The following is a 22,376-nucleotide window of genomic DNA, read 5'->3' on the forward strand; positions in this document are numbered from 1 at the left end:
TCTGACGGCGCCACCTACCACGTTCATCACGTTCATCAGGAGAAGAATCCCAATGCAATCCCCTCCCCTTCATAGCACTGGCCAACGCTGCCGCAGCGCCTGGCTGATCGCCCTGCTGCTGGCGGCGGGCGCTGCCGCAACCGCTCCCGCGCACGCCGGCGACGAGGACACCGAGCGCGAACACCTGGCACGCATCGCGCACGAGATCGAGCGCGTGCAGGCCATGGTGGCCACCGCCGCGCAGGATGCGCCCACCGGCCAGCGTGTCAAGTTCCGCTACGACTGGCTGGCCAGCGACTTGCAAATGCTCCGAGAGGGCATTGAGCGACACACCGACACCCCGCGCCAGCCACGGCCCGTGGCCCCGCTGCGCGGCGACTACCGCCAGTGATCCAGCTCGTACGCCCTCTGCAACCACCACGACCACCATGAACCAGACCATGCGCGAGGCCTTCCGCGCCGGCTCCGGCGCCGATCCTGCGGCTTTCAAGACCACGCTCACGCTGATCGTGAGCGCCGTGGTCCTGACCTTCTTCGCCTGGATCGTGATGCAGCTCATGGATGCCTACCGCCACGAGCGCGTCACCGCGATGCAGGCCACCATCGCCGGCGTCAAGGCCATGGTGCTGCTCTCGCTCGTCTTGTACGTCGTGGTCTAGCCCGCGACCGTTTTTTCATCCCACTTTCACAGAAGGACCCATCCACATGCCATCGTCCCGATTCCACCGTCTGCAGAGCCTCCAGGCGCTCGCCCGCAACACCCTTTTCATCGCCCGGGACCGCGCAGCCCGTGCACTGCTCGCTCCTGCCGTGGCCCTGATGTGCACGCCTGCCTTGGCGGCGCTGCCCACCCTGCCCAAGCCCGGCGAGGCCATCGGCGGCGGCACGGTCGCCGATGGCGACTGGCTGGGCAACATGGGCGCCCTGATGAAGGCCGGCCTCATCATTCTGGGCCTCATCATCGTGGGCTATGGATTCATCCATGTCGTTGCCGGCTCGATCGCGAAATGGCGCGCCTACACCGCGGGAAAAGCCGAGAAAGCCGACCTGGTGGAGTACTTCATCATGGCCGGCGTACTCGGTGGGTTCATGGTGATCATGGTGACCTACGCGCTGGAAACCATCAAGTGAACCGGCAAGTCGCGCTGAATGCCCCGCACTCCCGACAGCCATCCAGACGCACCGCAGCACTTTGCAGCTTCGCGCGGGGCCCCGCTGACCGCTCACGTGAACGTCGAGCCATCGATCTTCAACGGGATGACCACGACCGAGGCCAAGGTGATCGCGGCCGCGGCACTCGCTGCCTGTCTGTTCATGGGCGCCATCGTCACCACGTTCACGGGCCTGTGGCAGGTCATGCTGATGCTCGCGATCTTCGGGCCCATGGCGGTGCTGTGGTTCTCCTCGACCTGGCTGGCGCGCATCAAGCGCGGCCGGCCCGATGGCTACTACACCCAGTACCTGCACCTGTGGGCCGCTCGCCGGGGATGGGTCCGGTGCCGCTTCATCGGGCACGAGGGCTGGTGGGACCTGGGGCGCTCCTTCGAGGGCTCGCTCGCCTCTCCCTTGCGGCCACCGAGGGAGGTGCGCAGGGATTCGCACGGCCAATCCCCTGCCGACACACATCACCGACCGGATTGATCCGCCCGATCAACTGAGCCACCGACACCATGAATCCCTACCTCGACGCCCTGGCCTCGGCCCGGGCACAGAACGCCACGCTGCGCCACGCGATCCTCATCGTCGCAGCCCTGGGCGCCCTGGGCATGTACTACGCCCACGCCATGCCCAAGAACCTGGACCTGCACCTGGCACCCAACGTGAAGGCCGGTGACAGCGTGCACGTGGACGGCGGCAACGCGCCCGTGCCCGACACCAACGTCTATGGCTTCGCCTACTACATCTGGCAGCAGGTCAACCGCTGGCAGGCCGATGGCGCCAAGGACTATGGCTCGCAGATCTTCAACCTGCAGGCCTTCGTGACGCCAGCCTGCCGGGCCCAGCTCGAAGCGGACATGCAGTCGCGCTACAACAGCGGCGAGTTGCGCTCGCGCACGCGGCAGATGACCGAGATTCCCGGCTTCGGTTACTCCAGCGCGCGCGTGGTCGCGGACGGCCCGGATGCCTGGACCGTGCTGCTGGACATGCAGCTCATGGAGAGTTTCCGGGGCCAGAGCGTCAAGGATGCGTTCATCCGCTACCCGCTGCGCATCGTCCGCTACGACGTGGACCGCGAGAAGAATCCCTGGCGCATGGCCATCGACTGCTACGGCGCCAACCGTCCGGCGCGCTTGGAGATGAGCGAGGTGCAGGCGGTGCGTAGCGGCCAGGCCGCGCCCAAGCTGCCCACCACCCTCACGCCCGCGGCCCTCCCGCGCACGGCCGACCAGCGTGTGGACCCCAACAGTCCCCAAGCCACTCCCCTGCAGGCACAGGGCGCTGCCGCGTCTGCGCCTGCCAGTACCTCGTCCATTGCGCCCAGCAATTCCTCCTCCGCTTCCCAATGATGTTTCAACGCACCATGCACCGATTCACTTACCGACTCACTGCGCTGGCCGCGGTGGTGGCGGGTTCGATGTCGCCCTCCCTGTCGCAGGCGCAGGAGGTCCGTCAGCTCTCCCTGGCCAACGTTCCTCCGGACATGATCGACGCCGGGCCGCAAAGCAGTGCGCAAGGGGGCGGCAAGCCCGCTGGCAGGAATGACATCGACCTGGGACAGGATCTGTCTCCATCGGGTGCCAGCCCGCAGCCTGGTTCATTCGGAGCCGACTCGCCTGCGCGGGCGGCCGCCCAGGCGGCGCGCGCTGGTAGCTCCTCAGCTGCCCGCACCCGCCGCCCGCCCGCCACGGGCGCCGCCGCCCGCGCCGGCGTGGAGCGTGCGGTCTTCGAGCGCGCGCCCATAGCGGTGCCCCTGCCCGTGGGCCGTGAGCGGCTCATCACGCTGCCGGCGCCCGCCGCGCTGCATGTCCCCCGGGACATGGAGTCGGTGGCGCGCCTGGAGGTGATCGACCGCACCCTGTATGCCACCGCCCTCGTCCCCTTCACCACCTTGCGCATCGTCGCGGAACTGGTGGACAGCGGCCAGCAGATTCCGATGGACCTCGTTGCGGGCGAGAGTACGGCTTCGGCCACTTCCGAGCTGGAGGTGTTCGTGGTCGAGCCGGGCAAGTCCGGCCCCACGGCATTGGCTGCATCAGCGGCATCTGGTGCGTCGCCCGCAACTGCAACCAAGGAGGCAGAGCCGGAGCAGCCTGCGGCCGACATGGTGCAACTCACCCGCTATGCGGCCCGGATGCTCTATGCGCCGCGGCGCTTGGGCTACGACCTGCCTGGCGTACGGCAGGTCGAGGTGGCCACGAAGCCCGTCTCCGGCCTGCTGCGTGGCGCCCAGGTGGAGGCCGCGCCCCTGGGCCAGTGGCGCTCGGGCAACCTGTACGTGACGGCCGTGCGCGTAACCAACCGCGCAAGAATCCCTCTGGAACTGCCGCTGGAAGACATCCGGGGCCGCTGGATCTCCGCGACCGCGCAGCACGGGCGCATCGGCCCGGCCGGCAGCGACTGGGACACCACCGCCCTCTATCTGGTGTGCGAACGCGCCTTTGAGGCTTGTCTTTAACGGAATTCAGCATGCATTTGCGCTCACGCATTTGCTGCTTTGCTAATTGAAGGATAGGAGCGATTTTTATGACTCCAAAGAACAGACTGCTCAGGGATGACAGGGCAATCAAGATGGGCTACAGCGCAGACAAGCGCAAGCGAAAAAACCAGCATCGTGTGAATGCAAAGCAGCTATTGCGCGAAGCTGGATTCTTTGCCCAGGGAGGGCAACGCGGCACCACGATGCACGAAGTTGCCAAGTGGAATCTGGATCAAGCGCGCATGCTCGCGCGGTCTTGACGCAAGGCAAGTCGATGGCCACCACCAGCAACAAACTTATCCCCCTCCTGGGCACCGTCGGCGTCGTCGTGATCGTCGGCGTGCTGTACCAGCAGTTCTCCGGACCCGCCCAGCCGAAGGCGGACGCCCCCATGAAGTCTGTCCCCGATCCTGCCAAGGCAAAGACCGCCCTCCCGAAGGCAACCGGCGCCGACAACGACACGCCGGCCGAGACGCTCGCCACCGTGGTGGCCAGCAACACGCAACTGCGCCAGGACGTGGCCAAGATCATCGAGACGAACAACCGCCTGACCGAGGAGAACCGGCGCCTGGGTGGTACTGCGGGGCCGGGCGGCCAGGGAGCGGCCAACAACCCGAGTGCCGCGTCCGTGCCGGCACCGCAGGCCACCGGCAACTCCAGTACGTCCGCCACCGCCATCGATCCCCCTGCCGCCGACAAATCCGTGCTGGGGAACGCGATCGACACCGCCGCCGAGGCCGCGGACACGCTCATGAAGGGCCTGCCCAGTTCGCCCAGTTCGCCGATCACGCGCGGGCCCTCCACGGGATCGCAGGCTGCGCACGGCTCGCGCGCTACCAGTGCTGGATGGTCCGATGCGGGGACCGCTGCCGGCACCCAGGCCGTCACGCCCACGGGTGTGGTGCAGTACAAGCTCATGACCCCCATGGGCTACGTCGCGCACGTGGACCCCGCGCGGGGATCGGGCGCCGTGGCCACGACGCGGTTCGTGCGAACCACCCAGGCTAGCGGCGACGCCGGCATTGCAGGGCCAGCAGGGCCTGCCACGCAGGCCGCAAGAGCCGCCGCGCAGAAGGCCGAAGACACGCCGTTCTTCACCCTTCCAGAGAACTCCACGCTCGCAGGCGTCACCGCCATGACCAGCCTCATCGGTCGGGTGCCCATCGATGGCCGGGTGACGGACCCCATGCAGTTCAAGGCCATGGTCGGGCGCGACAACCTCGCCGCCAGCGGCTGGGAGTTGCCTCCCGACATCGCCGGCATGATCGTGACTGGAGTTGCCATCGGGGACATGGCGCTGTCGTGTTCCGAGGGCAAGGTGCGCTCGATCACCTTCGTCTTCAACGACGGCACGGTGCGCACCGTGTCTTCCCGCAACCGGGGCGGCGGCATCTCAACGGGGAGCGGATCGAGCGGCTCCTCGGGCGGCGACATCGGCTTCATCTCTGACCTGCACGGCAACCCTTGCATCCCGGGCAAGTTCGTGACCAACGCGGCGAGCTACCTCACCGACATCAGCATGCTGCGCGGCCTCGGTGTGGCCGGCCAGGCCTTCGCCGACGCGCAGCGCACCCAGCGCAACAACAACGACGGATCGACGTCCTCCTCGATCACGGGGGACCGGGGGCGCTTTGCCATGGGCCAGGCCGTGAGCGGCGCCACCGACGAAGTGACCCAGTGGATGCTCCAGCGCCTTCGCAACAGCTTCGATGCCGTGATCGTGCCATCCGGCAAGCAGCTCGTCATCCACCTGGACCAGGAAATCCGCCTGGACAAAGCCGTCAATGCCCGCCGCCTGGTGCATCGCCAGCAGGGCGGCACCCAAATCGCACGAGGAGAACGCCATGGTCTCGAATGACCCCATCCCAACACGTCTGATGCCTGCAGCCTGTTTGTCCCTGGTCCTGCTGGGCACCGGCTGCTCGGTCACCGGAAACCGGGAATCGCCCATCAACGAGGTCACCCGCGGCAGTCCGACCGTGCTGGACATCTACCGCGGCAAGGCCTTGGCTTCCAAGGAAGATGGAACGGGCGAGCCTGCCCGCACGCAGACCGCGCAGGACCGCCTGCGCGGGGCATCGACCGCCAGGCCCATCGCCGCGGGTGACGCCGACACACGCCGCTACTGGTCCGCCCTGGAGCCCATGCGCCAGCGCTTCGCCCGTGTGCCCAACCCCGATCTGGTCATGGTGGTCTATCCGCACCTGGCGCGCGGTACCTACCCAGTGCCCGGCTACGTGACCACCTTCCCGATGTACGAGCAGACGTTCTATGCGCTGCCGGGGGAGGTCGAGCAAGACCTGCGCAGCGGTAACTCCGTGCAGGGTCAAGCCAGCACCAGCGCCTCTCGCTGACATCACCACCGCAGCCAACGACGACCCAAGCACGATGCTCTTTGATTTTCTCCGACCTAAGCGCGCGCCAGTGACACCTGCCGGCGCCGCCTCAACGCCATCCAGCGGCCAGACCGTCGCAGAGCGCCGGCGCATGGCCCTGCGCCCGCCCTCCTTCACCGACATGCTGCCCTACGTCGCCTATCAAGGCGAAGACAGGGTGTTCGTGCTCAAGGATGGCGCCACCCTCGGCGCGATGTTCGAGCTGTCGGCCATCCCCACGGAGGCGCAGGCCGCGGAGTTCCTGGCCGAGCATGCCCTCAAGGTGCAGGAGGCCCTGCAGGCGCTGCCCGAGTCGGACGCATCGCCCTGGATCGTGCAGTTCTTCGCCAACGACGATCGCAACCTGGGGCCGCTGGCGGGCGCATTGAGCGACTACATCGCTGAACAGCACAAGGAGTACCCCGAGCGCTGCCGCGCCATCCTGGACTCCCGCTTCACCCAGTCGGTCCTGGCCGAGATGTCCAGGCACCTGGATCTGGTCTCCCGCCCGCAGGGCCTGTTCACCGACACGCTGGTCACGGGCCAGGTCTGGCGCGGCCAGGTGCGGCGCGTGCGCTGCTGCATCTACAAGCGCTTCGCCGGGCTGGCCGACGACCCGGCGCCGCCCACCGCGCAGATCGAGTCGGTGGCGATCACCCTGATGTCCACCTTCAGCGAGGCGGGTGTCGCCGCGCGCCGCTGCACCGGCCGCGACCTCTACGAATGGCTGCTGCCGTTCTTCAACAGGGCAGTACCCTGGGCCAACACGCCCACTGACTTGCTACGCCAGGCGCCCTACCCCGGCGATGCTGGCACGGTGTGGCCCCAAGCGCCCCTGTTCGGCTGCGACCTGTCGGACCTGCTCAACCTCTCGCCCCCGAAGTCCGACCTGGCGGCCGGCACCTTCGAGTTCGATGATGGCGTGCCCGTGAAGGCACTGGCGCTGCAGAGCATGCGCAGCCAGCCGCAGATCGGTCACTTCTCGGCCGAACTGCAAAGCGGCAAGGAGAGTTTCGCGCGCCTGGACCGCCTGCCCGCCGGCGCCATGCTTTCCATCTCTCTCACCGTGCAGCCGCAGCACCAGCTGGAGCGCCACATCGAGCGCATCCGCGATGCCTCGCGCGCCAAGTCCGCTGCTGCCATGGAGACGCACCGCGAGTGCGAGCAGGTCCTCGCCCGGATGGTGCAAGGGGACAAGCTCTACCCAATGATGATGACGCTCTACGTGAGCGGACACGACACCGCCGACCTGGAGCAGCAGATCTCCCAGGTCAATGCGCTGCTCGTGCCCTCGGGCCTGCGGTTCATCGATTCCAAGCACGACCTGGTGCCCCTGGACACCTTCATGCGCGGGCTGCCCTTCAACTTCGATCCGGCATTCGACAATCGTTCACTGCGCCGCTCACGCCTGACCTTCGCATCCCACGCCGCCGCGCTGCTGCCCGTGTATGGACGGGCGCGCGGCACGCCCCATCCGGGCATGTGGTTCTGGAACCGCGGCGGCGAGCCGCTCTGGGTCGATCCGCTGAACCGGCGGGACAGGAAGAAGAACGCCCACATGCTCGTGCTGGGCCCTACTGGCGCGGGCAAGTCGGCCACGCTCAACTACCTGGCCATGATGACCATGGCCATCCACAAGCCGCGCCTTGTGATCGTGGACGCGGGTCGCTCCTTCGAACTGCTGCTCGCGTACTTCAAGGGCATGGGCCTGTCCACCCACCATGTCACGCTCACGAGCGAAGCGGACGTTTCGCTGCCGCCCTTCGTGCATGCCCTGCGGCTGCTGGACGATCCCGATGTCATGTCCTCCTACAACGCGGCCGAGCAGCAGGCCCGGGTCAACGCCGGCGTGCCGGACGACGAGGGCATCGACATCCTGATCGGCGAATTGGATGAGGAGCCCTCGGGCACCCAGGCCGCAACGGCCACGCCTGCAGAAGATCACGATGACGAAGGGACGGAGCGGCGCGATCTGCTGGGCGAGATGCTGATCGCCGCCATCATGATGATCACCGGCGGAGAAAAACAGGAGGTCGCACGCATGGGCCGTGCTGACCGCTACCTCGTCTCGCGGGCGATCATCCGCGCGTCCGTGCGCTGCCGAAAGGAGGGCCGTACGCACCCGCTGACCCAGGACGTGGCCATCGAACTCATGGGCATGCACCGTGACGATACGCTCTCCGGTCCACGCCAGATGCGCGCGGAAGAAATGGGCCAGTCCATGATGACCTTCACTCAGGCGCTGCGCGGCAAGCTCTTCAATCGCGAGGGCCAGGACTGGCCAGACGCGGACGTGACCCTCATCGAGATGGGCACCCTGACGCAGGACGGCTATGGCGACGCCCTGGCGGTGGCCTACACCAGCCTCATCGACTCGGTGCAGTCTCGCGGCGAGCGCACGCAGGCCGAGGGGCGTCCCATCGTGTTCCTCACCGATGAGGGCCACTTGATCACCACCAACGAGCTGCTGGGCCCCAAGATCGCCAAGGGCACCAAGATGTGGCGAAAGCTGAACATCTGGTTCTGGCTGGCTACGCAGAATTTGCAGGATTTCCCGGACTCCATGGAGCGGGTGCTCTCCATGTGCGAATACTGGATGCTTCTCACGATGGACCGCTCTGAGATCGCCGAGGTCGCACGGTTTCGCAGCCTCACGCCCGAGCAGCGCCACCTGATGGAGTCCGCCCGCAAGGAGCCGCCCAAGTACACCGAGGGCGTCATCATCTCTGCGCTCGGCCAGATGCTGTTTCGCAACGTCCCGCCTGCGCTACCCATCGCCCTGGCCATGACCGAAGGCCATGAGAAGGCGCACCGGCGCCGACTCATGGACCAGCACGGCTGCACCGAGCTGGAGGCGGCCATGCTTGTGGCAGAGGAACTCGTGAAGGCGCGCGGGTGAGCGCGATGCAAGCGATCCGCTCCAAAGCATGGTCCTGCGCGCTGGCCTTGCCGCTGCTCATGGGGGCCACCCTGTCCCCAGCACAAACCAGCCAGGCGAACCAGGTCCTCCTGGGCGATGACCTGTACCGGGGCATCACGCAGGTGGAGGTGTTCGCCAACTCGGCCATGCTGGTGACCCCGCAGCGCTCGGACCGGTTCAAGCTCGACATCTACCGCCTGGACGCCATGGCGCGCGTGCAGCAGTCCATCAACCAGGGATTACCGCAAAACGAGGCCGATGCCCGCGCCTGGCTCGCTGCGAACGAAGCGCGCATCCGCCGGCAGATGCAGCCCGTGGTGGCCAACGCGGCCAATGGCATCACCCTGGCGATGCACTACCGCATCGACCGGCTGCCGGCCATCGTCGTGAACCGTCAGACCGTGGTGTTCGGGATGACCGACGTGGATGCCGCGCTTGCTGCTTTCCAGCGCGCTCGACCAGCCTCTGGGCCGAGGGGGCCGAAATGACGAAGCCTTCGAAGCCCTCATCCTCATCCTCGTCCTGGTGCCGCGCCCTGCGCGTCCTGGCGCCGCTGCGATCAGCCACCGTTGGAGTCGCACTTTGTGGCGCATTCGCTCTGGCGCCCCACGCAGCTCTCGCGCAGACCACCAACACAGTGGCAATCCTGACCGCCACCTTGCAATCTTTCCCCAGTTGCCTGTCCTACCAGGTCAAGGGAATGTGCTTCTTCCTGCGCTGCACGATCAAGGGCTGCGCCATCCTCTCCTCGATCCGCGTGAGCCATTATTTGCCCGATGCAATCGTGAGTACCTACAACGACCCGCTGATGCATCCCTGGCTGGAGGTGGGCAAGCCGATCGCCGCCACCATGGCCGGCATCGGTTCGGCCATGGCCGGCATGCCGCTGGATTCTGCAGCCGATACCGCCCGCGATGGCACCGAGATCACCACCTTCAAGGGGGCCGACGCCATCGGCAACCCCGTGGGCATGGTGGCGAGCGTGCTGGCGAGCGGCACCTTGCCCAACGTTCCTTCTGTGTTCGGCATACCGGGCATCACGGAGCTGATGGAGTTTCCTTCGGAAGAACTCCCCAACATCCAGCGTGAATGGATGTCCGTGCCCATGGATGCGGCCAACTCGGTCCTTCAAGGCGCGGCCAGCCTGGCCAAGGCCCCGATGGACATCATCGGCAAGATCACGAGCCTTCCTGGGCGCCTGTCGCAGTTGCAGTCCGCAGCCGGCAATGTCGGCAGCTTTCTGGGCTCCAGCAGTGGGCTGGCCACCTTGGGCATGGATGCCGCAGCGCTCGCTGGCATCGATCTCGGGCCGCTGCAGCAGGTCGTGTCGATCGCATCGCTCGCTGGCGGCAGCACCGATCTGGGCGTGGGCAGCCTGTTCTGTCCGGGCGGTGCTTCCGCATTCGGCTTGCATTACCAGTCCGAACTCGATGCGCTCTTTTGGCGCGGCATCCTACCGGTGGAGATGCTGTACCCATCTGCCTGGGTGCCCACACGCAAGGAGGTGAGCCATTCGGCAATAGCCAGTACCTGGGGCAGCATCTATCCGCGCACGGGGGAAGTGGTCCAGCAGCACCCGGTCAAGGCCTCGGCCGTGCTCGCGGAGCGCGTGGCCAGCATCATCAAAAAGCGTGCGCAACCCCACATCTACCATCGCCTGGAGGCAGACGGCAATTTCCGCTACTTCTCCTCCATCGAGGACTCCGACACCCGATGGTCGATGGTCTATCCCCGCACCACCACCAGCTGCGTGCGCTTCGGCGAAAACGACTCTCTGTCCCTGCTGTCCTTCGGCGATGGCAGCACCAGTGCCGTCAATGGCTACGTCTGGAACCTCTGGAACAAGTACGACTGCTGTCAGCGCCGCGGCATCTACCTGTTCTCGGTCCCGTGACCGGCTGAAACCTGCCTCAAGCTCCTTGCCCTGAACCCTAATGACCGCCAACCCATCTGTTCGCCCTGCTCGCCCGATCCAACCGCACACAGCCGTGGCTGCGGCAATTGCCTGCGTACTCGCTCTGGTCTCCACCCCGGATGTCCAGGCGCAGCCAGTCTCCAACTCCACGCTGTACTACCGCATGGGCGGTGGCACGCCGGGCGGCGCTGCCAACAACCGTGGGCAGACCTCCCAGGCCCTGGGCCTGCAAGCCAACCTGCGCCTGAACTACTCCTGCGGCAAGTTCGATGTGGGCATGTCCTGGGGCAACATCATGAACAACATCTCGCGGCTGGGTCAGCAGGTGACCAATGCCGTGCAGGCGGGCATCGCCTCGCTGCCGCTGTACGTCCTGCAGCGTGCCCAGCCGGGCCTGTACCAGCTCTTCCAGAACTACAGCCAGAAGGCGGATCTGCTGGTCGCATCCTCCCTCAAGACCTGCGAGGAGACGGAGGCCATGATCCGCGCCGGCCAAAATCCCTACGAGGATTGGATCAAGATGGCCAAGGGCGATGCCTGGAAGGTCAAGGCCAACACGTCCGGCGACATCGTGCAGGCCAAGATCGACATCAACAAGAACGAGGAAGCGCAGCGCACGGGGGTGAACTGGGTGTTCGGTCAGAAGGCTGGCGGCATCAACTCGCTTCCCCTTCGTCCCATCCGTGACCTCTCGGTGGCTGGCTACAACGCAACGTTGAACAAGTCCGTCACCGCCGCCTCCAGCACCAGCTACACGGGCTTGGCCGAGAAATCAACGCGCCTGGTGCAGGCCTTCGCATCGCCGGATGACCTTGCCAAGTTCACGACCGAGGTGCTGGGCGACAAGCGCGTCTATACCTGCTCGCAAAGCGCAGATTGCCCAACTGCGACGGCGGTGACCACGGCGTCGGGTCTGGGCCCGAAGTACGAGGCCGAGGTGGACCAGGTGCTGCCGAAGCTGCAGGCGATGGCGGGTGCTCCCTCGGGCAGTCCCTATGCTGATCTGAACACGATCGCCGCGCCCGGCATGGCCATCAGCCCTCAGTTGTTGGATGCGCTGCGCAGGCTGCCTCCCGACACGCGCGGCATCGCCGTGACCCGGCTTGGACAAGAGTTGGCCATGCACCGCGTGATCGACAAGGCGCTGGTGGCGCGCGGCGTGCTGCTCACGGGCCTGAGTCTGCCCGAGGTAACCGCTGCGGGCGACGCCATGCGGGACACGCAGTCGCAGATCGATCGGCTGACGCAATTCATCAACGACCTGATGTTCGAGGCCCGGGTGCGCAAGGAACTGACCTCCGACACGGCCCTGGCCATCATGGGCAGCCAGTTCCAGGCCGACTCGCGCTCGATGCGCGTACCCGATGGGCGGGCGCCCGATCCGCAGCCGATGGAAAACGGCCGGGTGAAGGTGACGCCATGAGCTCGCAGCCTCTCGATCCGCAAGGGCCTGCTGCCGCCAATGACGTGATGCTCGGAACCTTCATCGAGAAGATTCGGCACCAGGATCTATTGATCGCGCAACTGCAAGCCGAACTGCAACGGGCGCAACAAGCCTCTGCAGACACCTTGCTCGGGCAGCTTCGCTTGCGTGAAGCCGTGCTTCTGTACGTAGGGCAACACGCTGACGACTTCGCGAAGCAGATCGCCGGGAGCTTCAGTGGCGACGTTGCGCGAGCGGTGTCGAACAGCTTGTTCGTGCTCGACAACGCGCCGATCCCGCGCGATGCGCGGGAGGCAATCCGCAAAGCGACCAATCACGGGTTGAACAGGTGGTGACATGTCTGCATGTCTCGCTGGCCCACCAGGTTCTTGCGCTGACTGCCGGCGTGAACCAACTGCGCTCCATCTCACGGCCGAAATTTAGGCCGTGAGATTTCGGCTGACCTACCAAAAGAAATCGATGTCCAAGATCCAACTCGAACCAGCCCTGACGAAGCCCAAGCCACGCACGGCGATCATCAACCACGACTCCACGCCCCTGCCCTGTCACCTTGGCGCGAAGGTGACGTCATGAGCATGCAGCCTCTCGATCCGCAAGGGCCTGCCAGTGAAGCGAAGGCGCAGCGCACGGGTGCGGCCCGGCGCAGGCTGCTTCGTCTGGCGTTCATCGCCCTGGCCTGGCTGGCAGGCGCCAGCGCCATGGGGTTCGTCCTGGTCGCGCTGCTGTCGCACTTGCAGGTGCAGCCAGAGACCCTGGCCACGCTTCAGATCTGGGCGACCGACATTCGGCACTACGGTGCGCTGGTGCAGTGCCTGGTCGTCGCCGGCATCGGGATCTGGTGGCAGGCGATCGTGGCCTGGGGAGCGCGCCGCGGCATCGTGCGGCCGCAGGAGCATGCACAGGTGATTGCGCTGCGGCCGAAGGTGATGACGTTCTGCATCGCCTACCTGCTGCTGATCCCGATCGGGCCGGCCACGTTGCTGCGGTGGATGCAGGCGTGAGATTCGACGACCCAGAACCAGAAGAACCGATGTCCAAAACCCACTTCAAACCGGCCTTGATCTCATTGAGCGAGTCCACGCCCCTGCCCTGTGCCTGCCCTTGTGCGGTGAGGCTGCGCCACGTCCACCGCCTGCTCGTGCAACTCGTGGATGCCCTGCAGGAGCCGGGCCGCCAGGCCTTGCCCGCCGCCCTCCTGGCCACGCTGCAGGAGCCGACGCTCGAAGACTCGCTCACCGAGCCCGGCCAGCTGGCCGACATGCCCTGCAGATTGCACTGATCCGAACCCATCCTCCGCCACCACCATGCAGCTCGACAGCTACCTCGAAATCTTCACCACCATGTACGGGTGGGCCTTCGCCAACATCATCGGCGAGGTGATTACCGGCACCGGCCTGATCATCGTGCCCTTCGCGGTCATCCTCTTCAACGCCTGGCGCGATGCCAAGGAGCAGGGCCTGGAGAGCGCCGGCGTGCTGCCGCTCCTGGAGAGCGTGGGCACGAAGATCATCGTCGCACTGTTCGTGATGTCGCTGTGTTTCGCCACCACGCCCATCACCTCGCTCAGCTCCGTCAACCTGAGCTACTTGCCCGATGCGACCCCCCTGGAGCCCAATCCCACCATGGTCTCGCGCAACGGCGGCACGGGCTCGGGCTACGACGCGGCGATGAAGGATGCCTCGGACGGCACCATGAGCACGGCGGGCAACCTCTCCCAGGTGCCGGCCTGGTGGTTCTCCACCATGGCAATCTCCTCGGGCATCAACCGCGCCGTGCGCGCCGGCGTTCGATCGGGAGACCGGCAGATCCGCATGGTCGAGGACATGGCCCGCAACGCGACCATCCAGGACCCGCGCGTGCTCAACGCCGTCCAGCGCTTCTACAGCGAGTGCTTTATCCCGGCGCGAAGCCGCTACCTGGCGGCCGCCAGCGGCGCCCTGTCCGCGACGGGGCAAAGCCTGGTGGCGGTGGACAACAAGGAATACGGCCCCACGGACGTGGACTGGATCGGCAGCCAGCTGTTTCGCACGGAGCCCGGCTACTACGCCGACATGCGTTCCTACAACCCGGTGCCGGATTTCCCGGTGGATTTCTCCCGAGACATCGACTACTACAACCCGGCCAGCGGCATCGCCCCGCCCCACTCTGGTGTAGTGAATCCCGAGTGGGGCCGGCCCACCTGCAAGCAGTGGTGGGAGGACGGAACGAACGGAGTGCGCGAGAAGATGGTGGGCCACGCCGGCAGCTTCGGCAAGCTCGTGGACGTAGCCAGCAGCGCCATGAACTGGAGCAGCATCGACCAGACCAAGGATTCCTTTGCGCGCTTGGCGCAGAAGAGAGCCAACCCCCAGTTCGTGGACCCCGATCGCATCATGGGCACCGACTACGACACCGTGACATCGTTCAGTCGCACCGTTGTAGGCGCAGCCACGGTATTCGGCGTGGGCTGGGAAGCCACCCTGGCCAGCCTGTCGATGCAGCCGCTCATCACGGGCCTGCCGATGATCCAGGCGCTGGTCCTCATGTCGATCTACATGTTCCTGCCGCTGATCACCTTCTTGAGCGGCTACGACTTGCGCGTTCTGTTCTACGGTGCTGTGGCGATCTTCACCGTGAAACTCTGGGCAACGATGTGGTTCATCGCCCAGTGGATCGACGCCAGGCTCATCGACGCGATGTATCCAGGCGCGCAGGGCAATATCTTCGTGCAGGAAATATCACAGCTTGCCGGCTCCATGGCGTCATCGGGCTATAAGCGGATGATCCTGAATATCCTGATGATGGCCCTGTTCATTGGCTTGCCCATAGTTTGGACAGGAATGATGAGTTGGGCTGGAATCAACTTGGGTCAGCAGTTGGGAGACTTGATGAAAAACGCCGACGGATTGGCAAAAAGCAGTGCTGGAAAGACCGCAGGTCCAGTTAAAGCAGTAGGTAAAGGAATAACTAAACTCTGAAGCGTTACTTTCGCCCGCCGTAATACGCTTCCCAATCAGAATGCGTGACATTTGTTATGTCGGGAACACCAAAAGTATCAACGCCGCTATAGGAGGTGTATGCCCCATCTTCTTTTTCTTCATCGAAATCCGGCGCAGTGGCGAGTATGAAAAGGAAAATCTTCCCCAGCACCGCCAAAGTGCCAAGAAGGAAAGCGCCGATCTTGAAGGATTGCCTGGGCAGGCTGGCCGTGAAACTGCTGCGGGCCGCTCCGGCTTCACGGGCTTGCGAGTCCATCGAGCGAACGAGTGGCTTGAATACCCCGATGAACTCTTTCAGTGAATCCCGCACCCACAGCGCGAGGATGATGCAAACGCGCAGCAAGAACTTGCCGCCATGAAAAAGCAGTCGCCAAAAATAGTGGTTCGTTTGCATGGCCTGAAGGCTCCCTTGTTATTTGTGCAAGCGATCATCGACAGGCGCCGTTTGTGTGTCAATGCTTTGCGGATGCAAGGCTTGTAACTTTCTGCTGAAACCCACATTCGTGCCGGTCTTGTCTTGGCTAATGGGCGATCAACGGCACGTCGATCCCGGATGCGGTCACCAAAAATCCGGCAGATGTCGCTTCGACAGCTATCGCCACACCCAGGATCGCTTCGACCTGCCGGACGTTGATGCCCAACGCTCTGCAGCCGGCAGCGTGCTCGGCCACCAGTTGCCGCATCTGCATCGGGTTCAGGACCAGCCGGACGGGTGGTGATTGGCCTGTCCGCGTGTGCCGGTAGATGGCGCTGACGATAGTCGCATAGAGATGCCCATTGCCATCGCCTTCCACAGAATACGTCGACACGGCTTAAGCTCTTTGTGAGAGCGCCTTTTCGATCTTTTTGTCCGTGCTGTACTGACTCAATGCGTAAACAGCCCAGATGGTTGCTGGGAGCCAGCCGATCAGCGTGAGTTGAAGGATCAGACAAACGACACCGGCAATCGGTCTTCCGATGGTGAAGAAGGTTAGCCAAGGCAAAAACAAGGCGATCAGCAGTCGCATTTCTATTCCCTTTCAATATCTCGTTATTGATTTTTCCAGAGCATATTACGGCTCGGAATCATTTCTTGATCAAATACCCGATGATGCCCCCAGTCGCCGCAGACAGCACCGACATCGCCCACTTCTTTTCTTCAGCAGTGGCGGTGGATGATGAAAGTGTGCTGTAGCACAGGACCACGAGCAGTACCACGAAACCAACCGCTACGACAAAAAGAGCAACATCCTTGAACAAGCGGACACGGCGCTCGCCGTCCGTCTCCTCGCGTTCGACCGAGACACTGAATTTGTGATTCGGTGGCGGTGAGTTGAGGTCGATCGTACTCACAACCCCACGATCTCCGTCTGCAACTTTTCGGTTTTGGGCTCGACGAGCCCGAGTTTCAGGCCACGCTGCTTGCCCTCACGCGCTGTAAGAAATAGTTGCAGGGCTTTGCGAAGAATTTCGCTCTTGTTGGTTTCCGTCTCCTGGGCTGCACGGTCAATCTCACGATTGAGGTCATCGGACAGGACGACATTGAAGCGAACGCTCATGTGTGTACTCCTTAAAAATAGGTCACGGATGCGTCTTTTATACACTTTTTTCACGCATTGGGTGAAATCAATTTTGTATTGCACAATACAATTTATCCATGGCAACACAACCTTCCGTGCATACCCCGACGCAACAGACCTATTCAGAGCTGCAGCAGGCGTACAGCCACTTCAATGAGACGCTCTTTGGTGGCTTGTTACCAGGCTGCCTCATCACGCTGCAGCGCGAGAAGCGCACGTGCGGCTACTTCTCGGCCCAGCGCTTTGCCAACCTGGAAGGAGGCATGACCGACGAGATCGCCATGAATCCCGCCTACTTTGCAGTGGTGCCGATGGTGGAGACCATGCAGACGCTGGTCCACGAGATGTGCCACCTTTGGCAATCGCACTTCGGCAAGCCTGGACGCGGGCGATACCACAATGAGGAATGGGCATCCAAGATGGAGGCCATCGGCCTTATGCCCTCCTCCACTGGCCAACCTGGTGGCAAGCGGACAGGGGACATGATGGCTGACTACGCCATCGAGGGCGGGCCATTCCTCAACGCCTGCGCTGAGTTGCTCACCCGTTCATTTCGGATCAGTTGGTATGACCGCTTCCCCGCTTCAGAACATGTTCAGGCTGGCCAGCAAAGCATGGCAATGCACCTGGGCGCTTCGGTTGGTGGGGGCAGCGTGCCGGCGCAGTCCATCGCCGTGATGGCCAGCCTGGTCAATCCAGCGGCCATATCAGGCGAAGACGGTGGGGAGAACCCCAAGCCGGCGGCGAACAAATCGAACCGCGCCAAGTACGTCTGCCCGTGCGAGAAACAGGTGTGGGGCAAGCCTGGGTTATTGCTGATCTGTGGCAGTTGCCATGAAGGGTTCGATGTACAGGAATGAGTGAAATCCAACTTTTGGATCGGTCAATCGCTGATGCGATTCAACCATTTCTGGTCGTCATTTGTGCTTATCCATGCCCACCCACGGAGTGCTTCGTGAACAGGGTCAGCATGGTGTGCAACATCTCGATTTCCGACAGTGGCTCGCTATCCGGAACATTCAATCTACTTGGGAAAAAGCTCGTTCCAAGGGTATGAAACCTTGCAAGATTTGGTGAGGTTTCGAGTGAAGATGCAAGAATGGTGGAAAATTCCGGATCATTGTGGTGATAGCTGGTTTTGACAAAAAAACCGGCGGCTATTTTCTTCTGTCCATGACTTGATGTTGCAACGCATACCGCATACAGGTTCGGAAGTATTCGATAAAAATTTGGGTCGAATTCGCGCGTGAAACTGGTAATTGACTCAGCGCCGTTGAAAACACAATCGAAAACAGGAATGGATACCCCACCTCTTTCCATAAAATCAGTCCCTCGTCTTGGTTGTCACTAAAAAAATCCATCGTCAAGCCTAAACCCTCTGCCACTTCTGAAGGCAGCGCAAGCGTGCCTCGGCTACGCCCTGCAGTCAGAGATTCTGCCTCCCCTGTAGTTAGCTGAACTCGACAGCCAAGCTCTCGGTCTCCAGGACGATAGGTAAAGGCGTGTGATCGGCATCGAACTGCCCTTGTCTCCAGCCCAGCATCAGCGTGGCTTCGCCCGAGAAAAACACCGGCGCAACGTCTGCAGCCGAGTGCCGTAATCCAAGGGCATATGCCATCCACCAAGCGCGACTCTCCTGCGCATTTCCTTGGTCGGGATCGAAAGACTGCATGACGCGCGCATTGGCCAATACGCAGCGCGCATCAAGTGCTTGCTCGGGAAGGCTTTTCATCTTTTTCGCTCCTGATCGATCAACCGCGCACGATCCGATTCACCGTGTGACCGGATAGGCACAGCAGCACGAACGCGCCTAGCTTCGTGTACCACTCTGCCCACCACACGCTGAACAACTCCCGCGGCACGAAGTCAGGAAGAGCGCCATAAGCCCAATGGTCGATCGCTGGAAACCATGCGCATGCCATCAGGCCAAGGAACAGCGGCCATGTATTTCCAATACCAAGGATCGATTCGGTGTCAAAGAGGTGGATGGCGAATCCCGCGAGCAGCGTGACCACGAACGTGTAGCCAGTGACCCGCACGGCAGTGGCCATGTCCAGGCCGGTCGCGCCGGCGATGGCGGCAATGCTCGCCATCCCCAGGACCATCCATTTCCCCTCGTTGTTTTCGTAAGCGTTTGCCATATGACCTCCCAGTCATTGATTTTTCGATTGCCATGAGAACGGGCGGCTGTCAAGCCGAAACCGTTCGCCACGTGTCGCATGGTTTCCGGCTGACGTCCGGCCCGCGCGCACCTACATTGCTGCCGATGTCCAAGAACCATGCTTCCGATGCCGCTCGCTTGGCGAGCCAAGCCAGCGTCTCCACTGCCCACAAGATCGAAACCCGCGTGCTTTGGTCAGCTGGCCAGGGCCAGGTCTGCAATGCCGGTGTGTTCGTTTTCGCCCTGCTCTTTTGTTGGCTCGTCCTGCCAGTAGGCTGGGCGCTGTATCGGTATTTGCGAACGGCGAATCACCATTACGTGCTGACCGACCAGCGGCTGCTGGAACACTCGGGAATAATCGTCAAGAAAATCGAAGCGCTTGAACTCTACCGGGTCAAGGACTTGTCCGTCTCTGGTAATTTGTTGCAAACCGTTTTTGGTCGCGGGCAAATCATCTTGCTCACCACGGACAGCACGAATCCCACACTGATAATCGATGCCGTGCCGGATGCGGCTGGTGTCTCAAAAATAATACGTGATGCCGTGGAAGACTGCCGCGCGGCCAAAGGCGTTCGCGCATTCGATTATTAAAAAATCTATGAGGGAATCAATGCAATCCTTTGAAATCATTCGCCAGAAAATCATTGCTGAGCAAAAGACCGCTTTGTTGCGTGCTCTTTTGATCGCAACTGCCGTGTTGGCCGGCGCCGGCGTCGGCCTGCTCTGGGGTGATGCACCTTCGTTCCATGGCCTCGTCCGCGTCGGCGGACTGGGCTCCTTGGCCGGCAGCGTGGCACTCCTACTGACCCATCCCAAAACAAAATGAGGAAATCATCGATGTCCCAGATCCATCGGCCGCGGCTGCGCGCCCTGCTCCTGCGCGCAACCGTGCTGGCCAGCCTGTCCATGTCCGTAGGCGCGCAGCCAATCCCACCCAGCCTCAAGGCCACGATCGAGCAGAACACGGCTGGTAAGGTCCGGGTCGAGCAGATCACGGCCTCCCCTATCCCCGGTATCTACCAGGTGGTTTCCGAAGGCGAGATCTTCTACACCGATGCCTCCGGTCGCTTCGGCTTCGTGGGTGGGGCCATGGTGGACATGAAGACCCAGCAGGACCTCACCGCGCCGCAGCTCGAAAAGCTCAACAGTGTCCCCTTCGCAAACCTCCCGCTCAAGCACGCGATCAAGGAGGTGCATGGCAACGGCAAACGGCAGGTGGCCGTGTTCGAAGATCCGCAGTGCCCGATCTGCCGGGTCTTCACCAAGTTCGTGGACCAGCTCGACGACGTGACGGTCTATCGGTTCATGTTTCCAGTGATCAGCCCGGAGTCGGCGCAGCTCGCGCGCGCTGCCTGGTGCTCGCCCAACCGTGCCGAGGCCTGGCAGCAGGTCATGGCGGGCCGTCGCCTGCAGGGCCGGGAGGACTGTGACACCAGCGGCTTGGTCGAGATCCTCAAGTTCGGTGAGCGGCACCGCATCCAGAACACGCCCACCGTGATCCTGGGCAATGGCAAGCGCCTGGTGGGCGCCACGCCGCCCGAGCAGTTCATCGCCGAGCTTGACGCGAGCGTGAGCAGCAAATGAATCAACACGATCAGAGGGAAGACTCCATGAAGTTATCGAACACAAAGAGCGCGATCGCGGCGGGCCTGGTGGCCACCGCGCTGTGCATCGCCGCCGGTGCTGCGGGCGCGCAGGAGCGAGGGAATATCCAGTTTCCTGCCGGCTTGAAGTGGAAATTGATGCCGTTGGTGACCTTCAATTCACGGCAATACATCAGTGGTAATCCAGAGGAAAAAAGGCTTCTGGAGCCGATCTGGAAAGAGAACATTGACTCCACGCCACTAAACCTCGTTCGCAACGACGGCAGTAGGTTGGGCAGCTTCATTCTCTATCAAACGCATGAGAATAAGGAGAACAGGTATATCTTCACCATGTTCAGTGCCTTCGAGTCCAAATGCGAGCCGCCTCCAAACGGGCCATTTGCACAAAAAGGCTATGTACCCCCGATGTACAGCATTTGCCCCATGCGCGTGATTGTGGAAGAAAAAGCCACCGGCCGCAGGAAGCAAAAGGATTTTTCGAATTACTGCCACCTGTCCATAGACGACGAAAATACGCCGCTCGCGCAAAATCACACAGAATTCGCGTTCGACGACAAGACTGACAGCGCCTACTTTCGGGTGATTCAGTACGGCAAGCGTGTGCCTGAATGTGATCGTGCGTTGCACCTCGGATGACAGGTGCCGACAAACATGCAACGCACCCTCTTTGCGCTCTGCTCGGCGCTGTTGTTGGGCTGGCTGGCGCTGCTGGCCACGCATCTTCCTGCTTCGGCTCAGCAACGCCTGGTGACCAATGACCGCGTGACGGCCGATCAGGTGTCTCAAGCAATCGCCCGGTCGCCCAACGCCAGCCAATGGCTGCGTGCGAACGCAAATGCCGTGGGCAATCTGGCCATCAATGTCGAGAGCGGCGGCTACCTCTCTGTCTACAACGGCTCCTGCTGCTATGGCGTGCTGCAGATGAACAACGAGAACATCCGGCAGGCAACTGACGTAACGCCCGCGGAGTTCAGAACATGGAGCCTGCAGCGCCAAGTCGACGCCTGGTCGCGAGTCATGTCGCAGGCCCTGCAGGCCACCCCGGCCCAGGCCCTGGCGGCCCTGGGCACGTTCGATGGTCGGCGCGTCGATGCGAACATGATCCTGGCCTGCGTTCAGCTTGGCATCGGCAACTGCCAGCGCATGATCGTCTCGGGGCGCTGCTCGGGCTTCTCCGATTCCAACGGCACGACCATCTGCGGCATGGCAGATCGCATTGCGGGCAATGCACCCTCGCCCACGACGCCCGGCACCACCGCCCCCTCCACGCCGATCTCCAGCGGCGGTAGCGGCATTGCATTCAACAACGGCTGTATCCGTGGCTCCGATGGGCAGTGCGTGCCCGTCACCGAGGCGCTGCGCATCGGCTTCGAGCAGGGCTCGGGCGTGTCCATGGCACGCATGCGCTCCATCATCCAGATGCTGCTCGTAGCCATCACGCTGCTGGTCGTCTCCAGCGCCATGGTGGGCGTATGGCAGCAGTACGCCCGCGGCGTCATCGACAAGGCCACGATGATGGAATACATGCAAAAAGGCTGCATCATCGTGATGATCGTCTTTGCCGTGATGACGATTTTTTGATTCAGGAGATCATTCGATGGAGAAAAAATTGACCGACGACATTATCGACAGCGCCGTGCGAGGTGTAGCAGGCTCCGCACGCTCACTTCTATGGTTCGCTCAGAAGTTATCGTTCGTTGGGGCCTTGGTGTCGGCCGCTGGATTTGCGTGCGCTGTACTCATGGGGGCGGAGCAGCTGTTCACATGGTTTTACTGGCTGATC

At 62.9% G+C, this 22,376-nt stretch carries 31 protein-coding genes; 23 read left to right on the top strand and 8 right to left on the bottom strand.

Translation table 11 applies throughout. The annotated features are described in order from the left end of the window. Positions 1-52: 52 nt before the first annotated feature. The 17 genes from AVHM3334_RS16910 to AVHM3334_RS16990 all read left to right on the top strand — a co-directional run bounded on the left by AVHM3334_RS16910 (position 53) and on the right by AVHM3334_RS16990 (position 15,248). Positions 53-391 carry an integrative conjugative element protein, RAQPRD family gene (locus tag AVHM3334_RS16910; protein ID WP_284414204.1) on the top strand — a complete coding sequence of 113 codons (339 nt, stop codon included), beginning with the start codon at positions 53-55 and terminating at the stop codon, positions 389-391. Between the two features lie 37 nt (positions 392-428). Further along, positions 429-659: a DUF3262 family protein gene (locus AVHM3334_RS16915; RefSeq protein ID WP_284414205.1), complete on the top strand. Its 231-nt coding sequence runs from the start codon at positions 429-431 to the stop codon at positions 657-659. A gap of 46 nt (positions 660-705) precedes the next feature. Then, positions 706-1,131, top strand: a complete 426-nt coding sequence (locus tag AVHM3334_RS16920) for a DUF2976 domain-containing protein (RefSeq protein ID WP_284414206.1) — start codon at positions 706-708, stop codon at positions 1,129-1,131. A gap of 18 nt (positions 1,132-1,149) precedes the next feature. Then, positions 1,150-1,641 (top strand): TIGR03750 family conjugal transfer protein, encoded by a 492-nt coding sequence (locus tag AVHM3334_RS16925; RefSeq protein WP_284414207.1) that lies wholly within the window; start codon positions 1,150-1,152, stop codon positions 1,639-1,641. A gap of 29 nt (positions 1,642-1,670) precedes the next feature. Further along, positions 1,671-2,507, top strand: coding sequence for a PFL_4703 family integrating conjugative element protein (locus tag AVHM3334_RS16930; RefSeq protein ID WP_284414208.1), 837 nt, complete (start codon positions 1,671-1,673; stop codon positions 2,505-2,507). Beyond that, positions 2,504-3,616: a TIGR03749 family integrating conjugative element protein gene (locus AVHM3334_RS16935; protein WP_284414210.1), complete on the top strand. Its 1,113-nt coding sequence runs from the start codon at positions 2,504-2,506 to the stop codon at positions 3,614-3,616. Before AVHM3334_RS16930 ends, AVHM3334_RS16935 begins: the two co-directional genes overlap by 4 nt. A 68-nt stretch (positions 3,617-3,684) precedes the next feature. Further along, positions 3,685-3,897 carry a hypothetical protein gene (locus AVHM3334_RS16940; protein WP_284414211.1) on the top strand — a complete coding sequence of 71 codons (213 nt, stop codon included), beginning with the start codon at positions 3,685-3,687 and terminating at the stop codon, positions 3,895-3,897. A gap of 14 nt (positions 3,898-3,911) precedes the next feature. Continuing rightward, entirely contained in the window at positions 3,912-5,495 is a 1,584-nt protein-coding gene (locus tag AVHM3334_RS16945; protein ID WP_284414213.1) for a TIGR03752 family integrating conjugative element protein, read from the top strand. Further along, entirely contained in the window at positions 5,482-5,991 is a 510-nt protein-coding gene (locus tag AVHM3334_RS16950; RefSeq protein ID WP_284414215.1) for a TIGR03751 family conjugal transfer lipoprotein, read from the top strand. Before AVHM3334_RS16945 ends, AVHM3334_RS16950 begins: the two co-directional genes overlap by 14 nt. A 34-nt stretch (positions 5,992-6,025) precedes the next feature. Continuing rightward, complete coding sequence (locus AVHM3334_RS16955; RefSeq protein WP_284414217.1) at positions 6,026-8,911, top strand: conjugative transfer ATPase; 2,886 nt, start codon at positions 6,026-6,028, stop codon at positions 8,909-8,911. Between the two features lie 5 nt (positions 8,912-8,916). Then, positions 8,917-9,420, top strand: a complete 504-nt coding sequence (locus AVHM3334_RS16960; RefSeq protein ID WP_284414327.1) for a TIGR03757 family integrating conjugative element protein — start codon at positions 8,917-8,919, stop codon at positions 9,418-9,420. Positions 9,421-9,590: 170 nt separating this feature from the next. After that, positions 9,591-10,826, top strand: a complete 1,236-nt coding sequence (locus AVHM3334_RS16965; RefSeq protein ID WP_284414219.1) for a TraU family protein — start codon at positions 9,591-9,593, stop codon at positions 10,824-10,826. A gap of 94 nt (positions 10,827-10,920) precedes the next feature. Next, positions 10,921-12,270: an integrating conjugative element protein gene (locus tag AVHM3334_RS16970; RefSeq protein ID WP_284414221.1), complete on the top strand. Its 1,350-nt coding sequence runs from the start codon at positions 10,921-10,923 to the stop codon at positions 12,268-12,270. Beyond that, positions 12,267-12,626 carry a hypothetical protein gene (locus AVHM3334_RS16975; protein ID WP_284414222.1) on the top strand — a complete coding sequence of 120 codons (360 nt, stop codon included), beginning with the start codon at positions 12,267-12,269 and terminating at the stop codon, positions 12,624-12,626. The genes AVHM3334_RS16970 and AVHM3334_RS16975 overlap by 4 nt, the downstream gene beginning before the upstream one ends. A 234-nt stretch (positions 12,627-12,860) precedes the next feature. Continuing rightward, complete coding sequence (locus tag AVHM3334_RS16980; protein ID WP_284414224.1) at positions 12,861-13,292, top strand: hypothetical protein; 432 nt, start codon at positions 12,861-12,863, stop codon at positions 13,290-13,292. 29 nt (positions 13,293-13,321) lie between these two features. Continuing rightward, positions 13,322-13,570: a hypothetical protein gene (locus AVHM3334_RS16985; protein WP_284414226.1), complete on the top strand. Its 249-nt coding sequence runs from the start codon at positions 13,322-13,324 to the stop codon at positions 13,568-13,570. Positions 13,571-13,595: 25 nt separating this feature from the next. Continuing rightward, positions 13,596-15,248: a conjugal transfer protein TraG N-terminal domain-containing protein gene (locus tag AVHM3334_RS16990; RefSeq protein ID WP_284414228.1), complete on the top strand. Its 1,653-nt coding sequence runs from the start codon at positions 13,596-13,598 to the stop codon at positions 15,246-15,248. A gap of 4 nt (positions 15,249-15,252) precedes the next feature. Here AVHM3334_RS16990 and AVHM3334_RS16995 read toward each other — a convergent pair whose 3' ends face one another. From AVHM3334_RS16995 to AVHM3334_RS17015, 5 genes are all read right to left on the bottom strand, one after another. Beyond that, entirely contained in the window at positions 15,253-15,663 is a 411-nt protein-coding gene (locus AVHM3334_RS16995; protein WP_284414230.1) for a hypothetical protein, read from the bottom strand. Positions 15,664-15,790: 127 nt separating this feature from the next. Continuing rightward, entirely contained in the window at positions 15,791-16,078 is a 288-nt protein-coding gene (locus AVHM3334_RS17000; protein WP_284414232.1) for a hypothetical protein, read from the bottom strand. A gap of 3 nt (positions 16,079-16,081) precedes the next feature. Further along, positions 16,082-16,276, bottom strand: coding sequence for a YqaE/Pmp3 family membrane protein (locus AVHM3334_RS17005; protein ID WP_284414234.1), 195 nt, complete (start codon positions 16,274-16,276; stop codon positions 16,082-16,084). Between the two features lie 58 nt (positions 16,277-16,334). Further along, positions 16,335-16,601 carry a hypothetical protein gene (locus AVHM3334_RS17010; RefSeq protein ID WP_284414236.1) on the bottom strand — a complete coding sequence of 89 codons (267 nt, stop codon included), beginning with the start codon at positions 16,599-16,601 and terminating at the stop codon, positions 16,335-16,337. Then, entirely contained in the window at positions 16,598-16,807 is a 210-nt protein-coding gene (locus tag AVHM3334_RS17015) for a ribbon-helix-helix protein, CopG family (protein ID WP_092745994.1), read from the bottom strand. The genes AVHM3334_RS17010 and AVHM3334_RS17015 overlap by 4 nt, the downstream gene beginning before the upstream one ends. A gap of 98 nt (positions 16,808-16,905) precedes the next feature. On the opposite strand from AVHM3334_RS17015, the gene AVHM3334_RS17020 reads away from it, so the two are divergent. Beyond that, the gene (locus tag AVHM3334_RS17020; RefSeq protein WP_284414239.1) at positions 16,906-17,688 is read left to right on the top strand and encodes a SprT-like domain-containing protein; all 783 of its coding nucleotides are present in this window, start codon (positions 16,906-16,908) and stop codon (positions 17,686-17,688) included. 67 nt (positions 17,689-17,755) lie between these two features. Here the strand turns inward: AVHM3334_RS17020 and AVHM3334_RS17025 are convergent, their stop codons facing one another. The 3 genes from AVHM3334_RS17025 to AVHM3334_RS17035 all read right to left on the bottom strand — a co-directional run bounded on the left by AVHM3334_RS17025 (position 17,756) and on the right by AVHM3334_RS17035 (position 18,969). Beyond that, on the bottom strand, positions 17,756-18,148 hold the full coding sequence (locus AVHM3334_RS17025; RefSeq protein WP_284414240.1) for a hypothetical protein: 393 nt from the start codon (positions 18,146-18,148) through the stop codon (positions 17,756-17,758). 130 nt (positions 18,149-18,278) lie between these two features. Beyond that, positions 18,279-18,560, bottom strand: coding sequence for a hypothetical protein (locus AVHM3334_RS17030; protein WP_284414241.1), 282 nt, complete (start codon positions 18,558-18,560; stop codon positions 18,279-18,281). A gap of 19 nt (positions 18,561-18,579) precedes the next feature. After that, complete coding sequence (locus AVHM3334_RS17035) at positions 18,580-18,969, bottom strand: hypothetical protein (RefSeq protein WP_284414242.1); 390 nt, start codon at positions 18,967-18,969, stop codon at positions 18,580-18,582. A 125-nt stretch (positions 18,970-19,094) separates the two neighbouring features. Between AVHM3334_RS17035 and AVHM3334_RS17040 the strand changes: the two genes are divergently transcribed. From AVHM3334_RS17040 to AVHM3334_RS17060, 5 genes are read left to right on the top strand one after another with little or no spacing between them, the layout of a single operon-like run. Further along, complete coding sequence (locus AVHM3334_RS17040; RefSeq protein ID WP_284414243.1) at positions 19,095-19,580, top strand: PH domain-containing protein; 486 nt, start codon at positions 19,095-19,097, stop codon at positions 19,578-19,580. A 19-nt stretch (positions 19,581-19,599) separates the two neighbouring features. After that, positions 19,600-19,815 carry a hypothetical protein gene (locus AVHM3334_RS17045; protein ID WP_284414244.1) on the top strand — a complete coding sequence of 72 codons (216 nt, stop codon included), beginning with the start codon at positions 19,600-19,602 and terminating at the stop codon, positions 19,813-19,815. An 11-nt stretch (positions 19,816-19,826) separates the two neighbouring features. Next, entirely contained in the window at positions 19,827-20,573 is a 747-nt protein-coding gene (locus AVHM3334_RS17050) for a DsbC family protein (RefSeq protein ID WP_284414247.1), read from the top strand. Positions 20,574-20,599: 26 nt separating this feature from the next. Beyond that, the gene (locus tag AVHM3334_RS17055; RefSeq protein WP_284414248.1) at positions 20,600-21,229 is read left to right on the top strand and encodes a hypothetical protein; all 630 of its coding nucleotides are present in this window, start codon (positions 20,600-20,602) and stop codon (positions 21,227-21,229) included. 15 nt (positions 21,230-21,244) lie between these two features. Beyond that, positions 21,245-22,174: a DUF3262 family protein gene (locus AVHM3334_RS17060; RefSeq protein WP_284414250.1), complete on the top strand. Its 930-nt coding sequence runs from the start codon at positions 21,245-21,247 to the stop codon at positions 22,172-22,174. Positions 22,175-22,376 lie beyond the last annotated feature (202 nt).

The organism is Acidovorax sp. SUPP3334 (assembly GCF_030159055.1).
Lineage (GTDB): Bacteria > Pseudomonadota > Gammaproteobacteria > Burkholderiales > Burkholderiaceae_C > Paracidovorax.

What these genes read in the sequence shown, in the direction of transcription:
- AVHM3334_RS17045 (WP_284414244.1), top strand. Translation starts at nt 19,600, where the DNA reads ATGCAATCCTTTGAAATCATTCGCCAGAAAATCATTGCTGAGCAAAAG.
- AVHM3334_RS17055 (WP_284414248.1), top strand. Translation starts at nt 20,600, where the DNA reads ATGAAGTTATCGAACACAAAGAGCGCGATCGCGGCGGGCCTGGTGGCC.
- AVHM3334_RS16910 (WP_284414204.1), top strand. Translation starts at nt 53, where the DNA reads ATGCAATCCCCTCCCCTTCATAGCACTGGCCAACGCTGCCGCAGCGCC.
- AVHM3334_RS16995 (WP_284414230.1), bottom strand. Translation starts at nt 15,663, where the DNA reads ATGCAAACGAACCACTATTTTTGGCGACTGCTTTTTCATGGCGGCAAG.
- AVHM3334_RS16920 (WP_284414206.1), top strand. Translation starts at nt 706, where the DNA reads ATGCCATCGTCCCGATTCCACCGTCTGCAGAGCCTCCAGGCGCTCGCC.
- AVHM3334_RS17035 (WP_284414242.1), bottom strand. Translation starts at nt 18,969, where the DNA reads ATGGCAAACGCTTACGAAAACAACGAGGGGAAATGGATGGTCCTGGGG.
- AVHM3334_RS16985 (WP_284414226.1), top strand. Translation starts at nt 13,322, where the DNA reads ATGTCCAAAACCCACTTCAAACCGGCCTTGATCTCATTGAGCGAGTCC.
- AVHM3334_RS16945 (WP_284414213.1), top strand. Translation starts at nt 3,912, where the DNA reads ATGGCCACCACCAGCAACAAACTTATCCCCCTCCTGGGCACCGTCGGC.
- AVHM3334_RS16950 (WP_284414215.1), top strand. Translation starts at nt 5,482, where the DNA reads ATGGTCTCGAATGACCCCATCCCAACACGTCTGATGCCTGCAGCCTGT.
- AVHM3334_RS16930 (WP_284414208.1), top strand. Translation starts at nt 1,671, where the DNA reads ATGAATCCCTACCTCGACGCCCTGGCCTCGGCCCGGGCACAGAACGCC.
- AVHM3334_RS16980 (WP_284414224.1), top strand. Translation starts at nt 12,861, where the DNA reads ATGAGCATGCAGCCTCTCGATCCGCAAGGGCCTGCCAGTGAAGCGAAG.
- AVHM3334_RS17015 (WP_092745994.1), bottom strand. Translation starts at nt 16,807, where the DNA reads ATGAGCGTTCGCTTCAATGTCGTCCTGTCCGATGACCTCAATCGTGAG.
- AVHM3334_RS16955 (WP_284414217.1), top strand. Translation starts at nt 6,026, where the DNA reads ATGCTCTTTGATTTTCTCCGACCTAAGCGCGCGCCAGTGACACCTGCC.
- AVHM3334_RS16975 (WP_284414222.1), top strand. Translation starts at nt 12,267, where the DNA reads ATGAGCTCGCAGCCTCTCGATCCGCAAGGGCCTGCTGCCGCCAATGAC.
- AVHM3334_RS16925 (WP_284414207.1), top strand. Translation starts at nt 1,150, where the DNA reads ATGCCCCGCACTCCCGACAGCCATCCAGACGCACCGCAGCACTTTGCA.
- AVHM3334_RS17030 (WP_284414241.1), bottom strand. Translation starts at nt 18,560, where the DNA reads ATGAAAAGCCTTCCCGAGCAAGCACTTGATGCGCGCTGCGTATTGGCC.
- AVHM3334_RS17060 (WP_284414250.1), top strand. Translation starts at nt 21,245, where the DNA reads ATGCAACGCACCCTCTTTGCGCTCTGCTCGGCGCTGTTGTTGGGCTGG.
- AVHM3334_RS17025 (WP_284414240.1), bottom strand. Translation starts at nt 18,148, where the DNA reads ATGGAAAGAGGTGGGGTATCCATTCCTGTTTTCGATTGTGTTTTCAAC.
- AVHM3334_RS16940 (WP_284414211.1), top strand. Translation starts at nt 3,685, where the DNA reads ATGACTCCAAAGAACAGACTGCTCAGGGATGACAGGGCAATCAAGATG.
- AVHM3334_RS16990 (WP_284414228.1), top strand. Translation starts at nt 13,596, where the DNA reads ATGCAGCTCGACAGCTACCTCGAAATCTTCACCACCATGTACGGGTGG.
- AVHM3334_RS17005 (WP_284414234.1), bottom strand. Translation starts at nt 16,276, where the DNA reads ATGCGACTGCTGATCGCCTTGTTTTTGCCTTGGCTAACCTTCTTCACC.
- AVHM3334_RS17040 (WP_284414243.1), top strand. Translation starts at nt 19,095, where the DNA reads ATGTCCAAGAACCATGCTTCCGATGCCGCTCGCTTGGCGAGCCAAGCC.
- AVHM3334_RS16915 (WP_284414205.1), top strand. Translation starts at nt 429, where the DNA reads ATGAACCAGACCATGCGCGAGGCCTTCCGCGCCGGCTCCGGCGCCGAT.
- AVHM3334_RS17050 (WP_284414247.1), top strand. Translation starts at nt 19,827, where the DNA reads ATGTCCCAGATCCATCGGCCGCGGCTGCGCGCCCTGCTCCTGCGCGCA.
- AVHM3334_RS16935 (WP_284414210.1), top strand. Translation starts at nt 2,504, where the DNA reads ATGATGTTTCAACGCACCATGCACCGATTCACTTACCGACTCACTGCG.
- AVHM3334_RS17020 (WP_284414239.1), top strand. Translation starts at nt 16,906, where the DNA reads ATGGCAACACAACCTTCCGTGCATACCCCGACGCAACAGACCTATTCA.
- AVHM3334_RS16960 (WP_284414327.1), top strand. Translation starts at nt 8,917, where the DNA reads ATGCAAGCGATCCGCTCCAAAGCATGGTCCTGCGCGCTGGCCTTGCCG.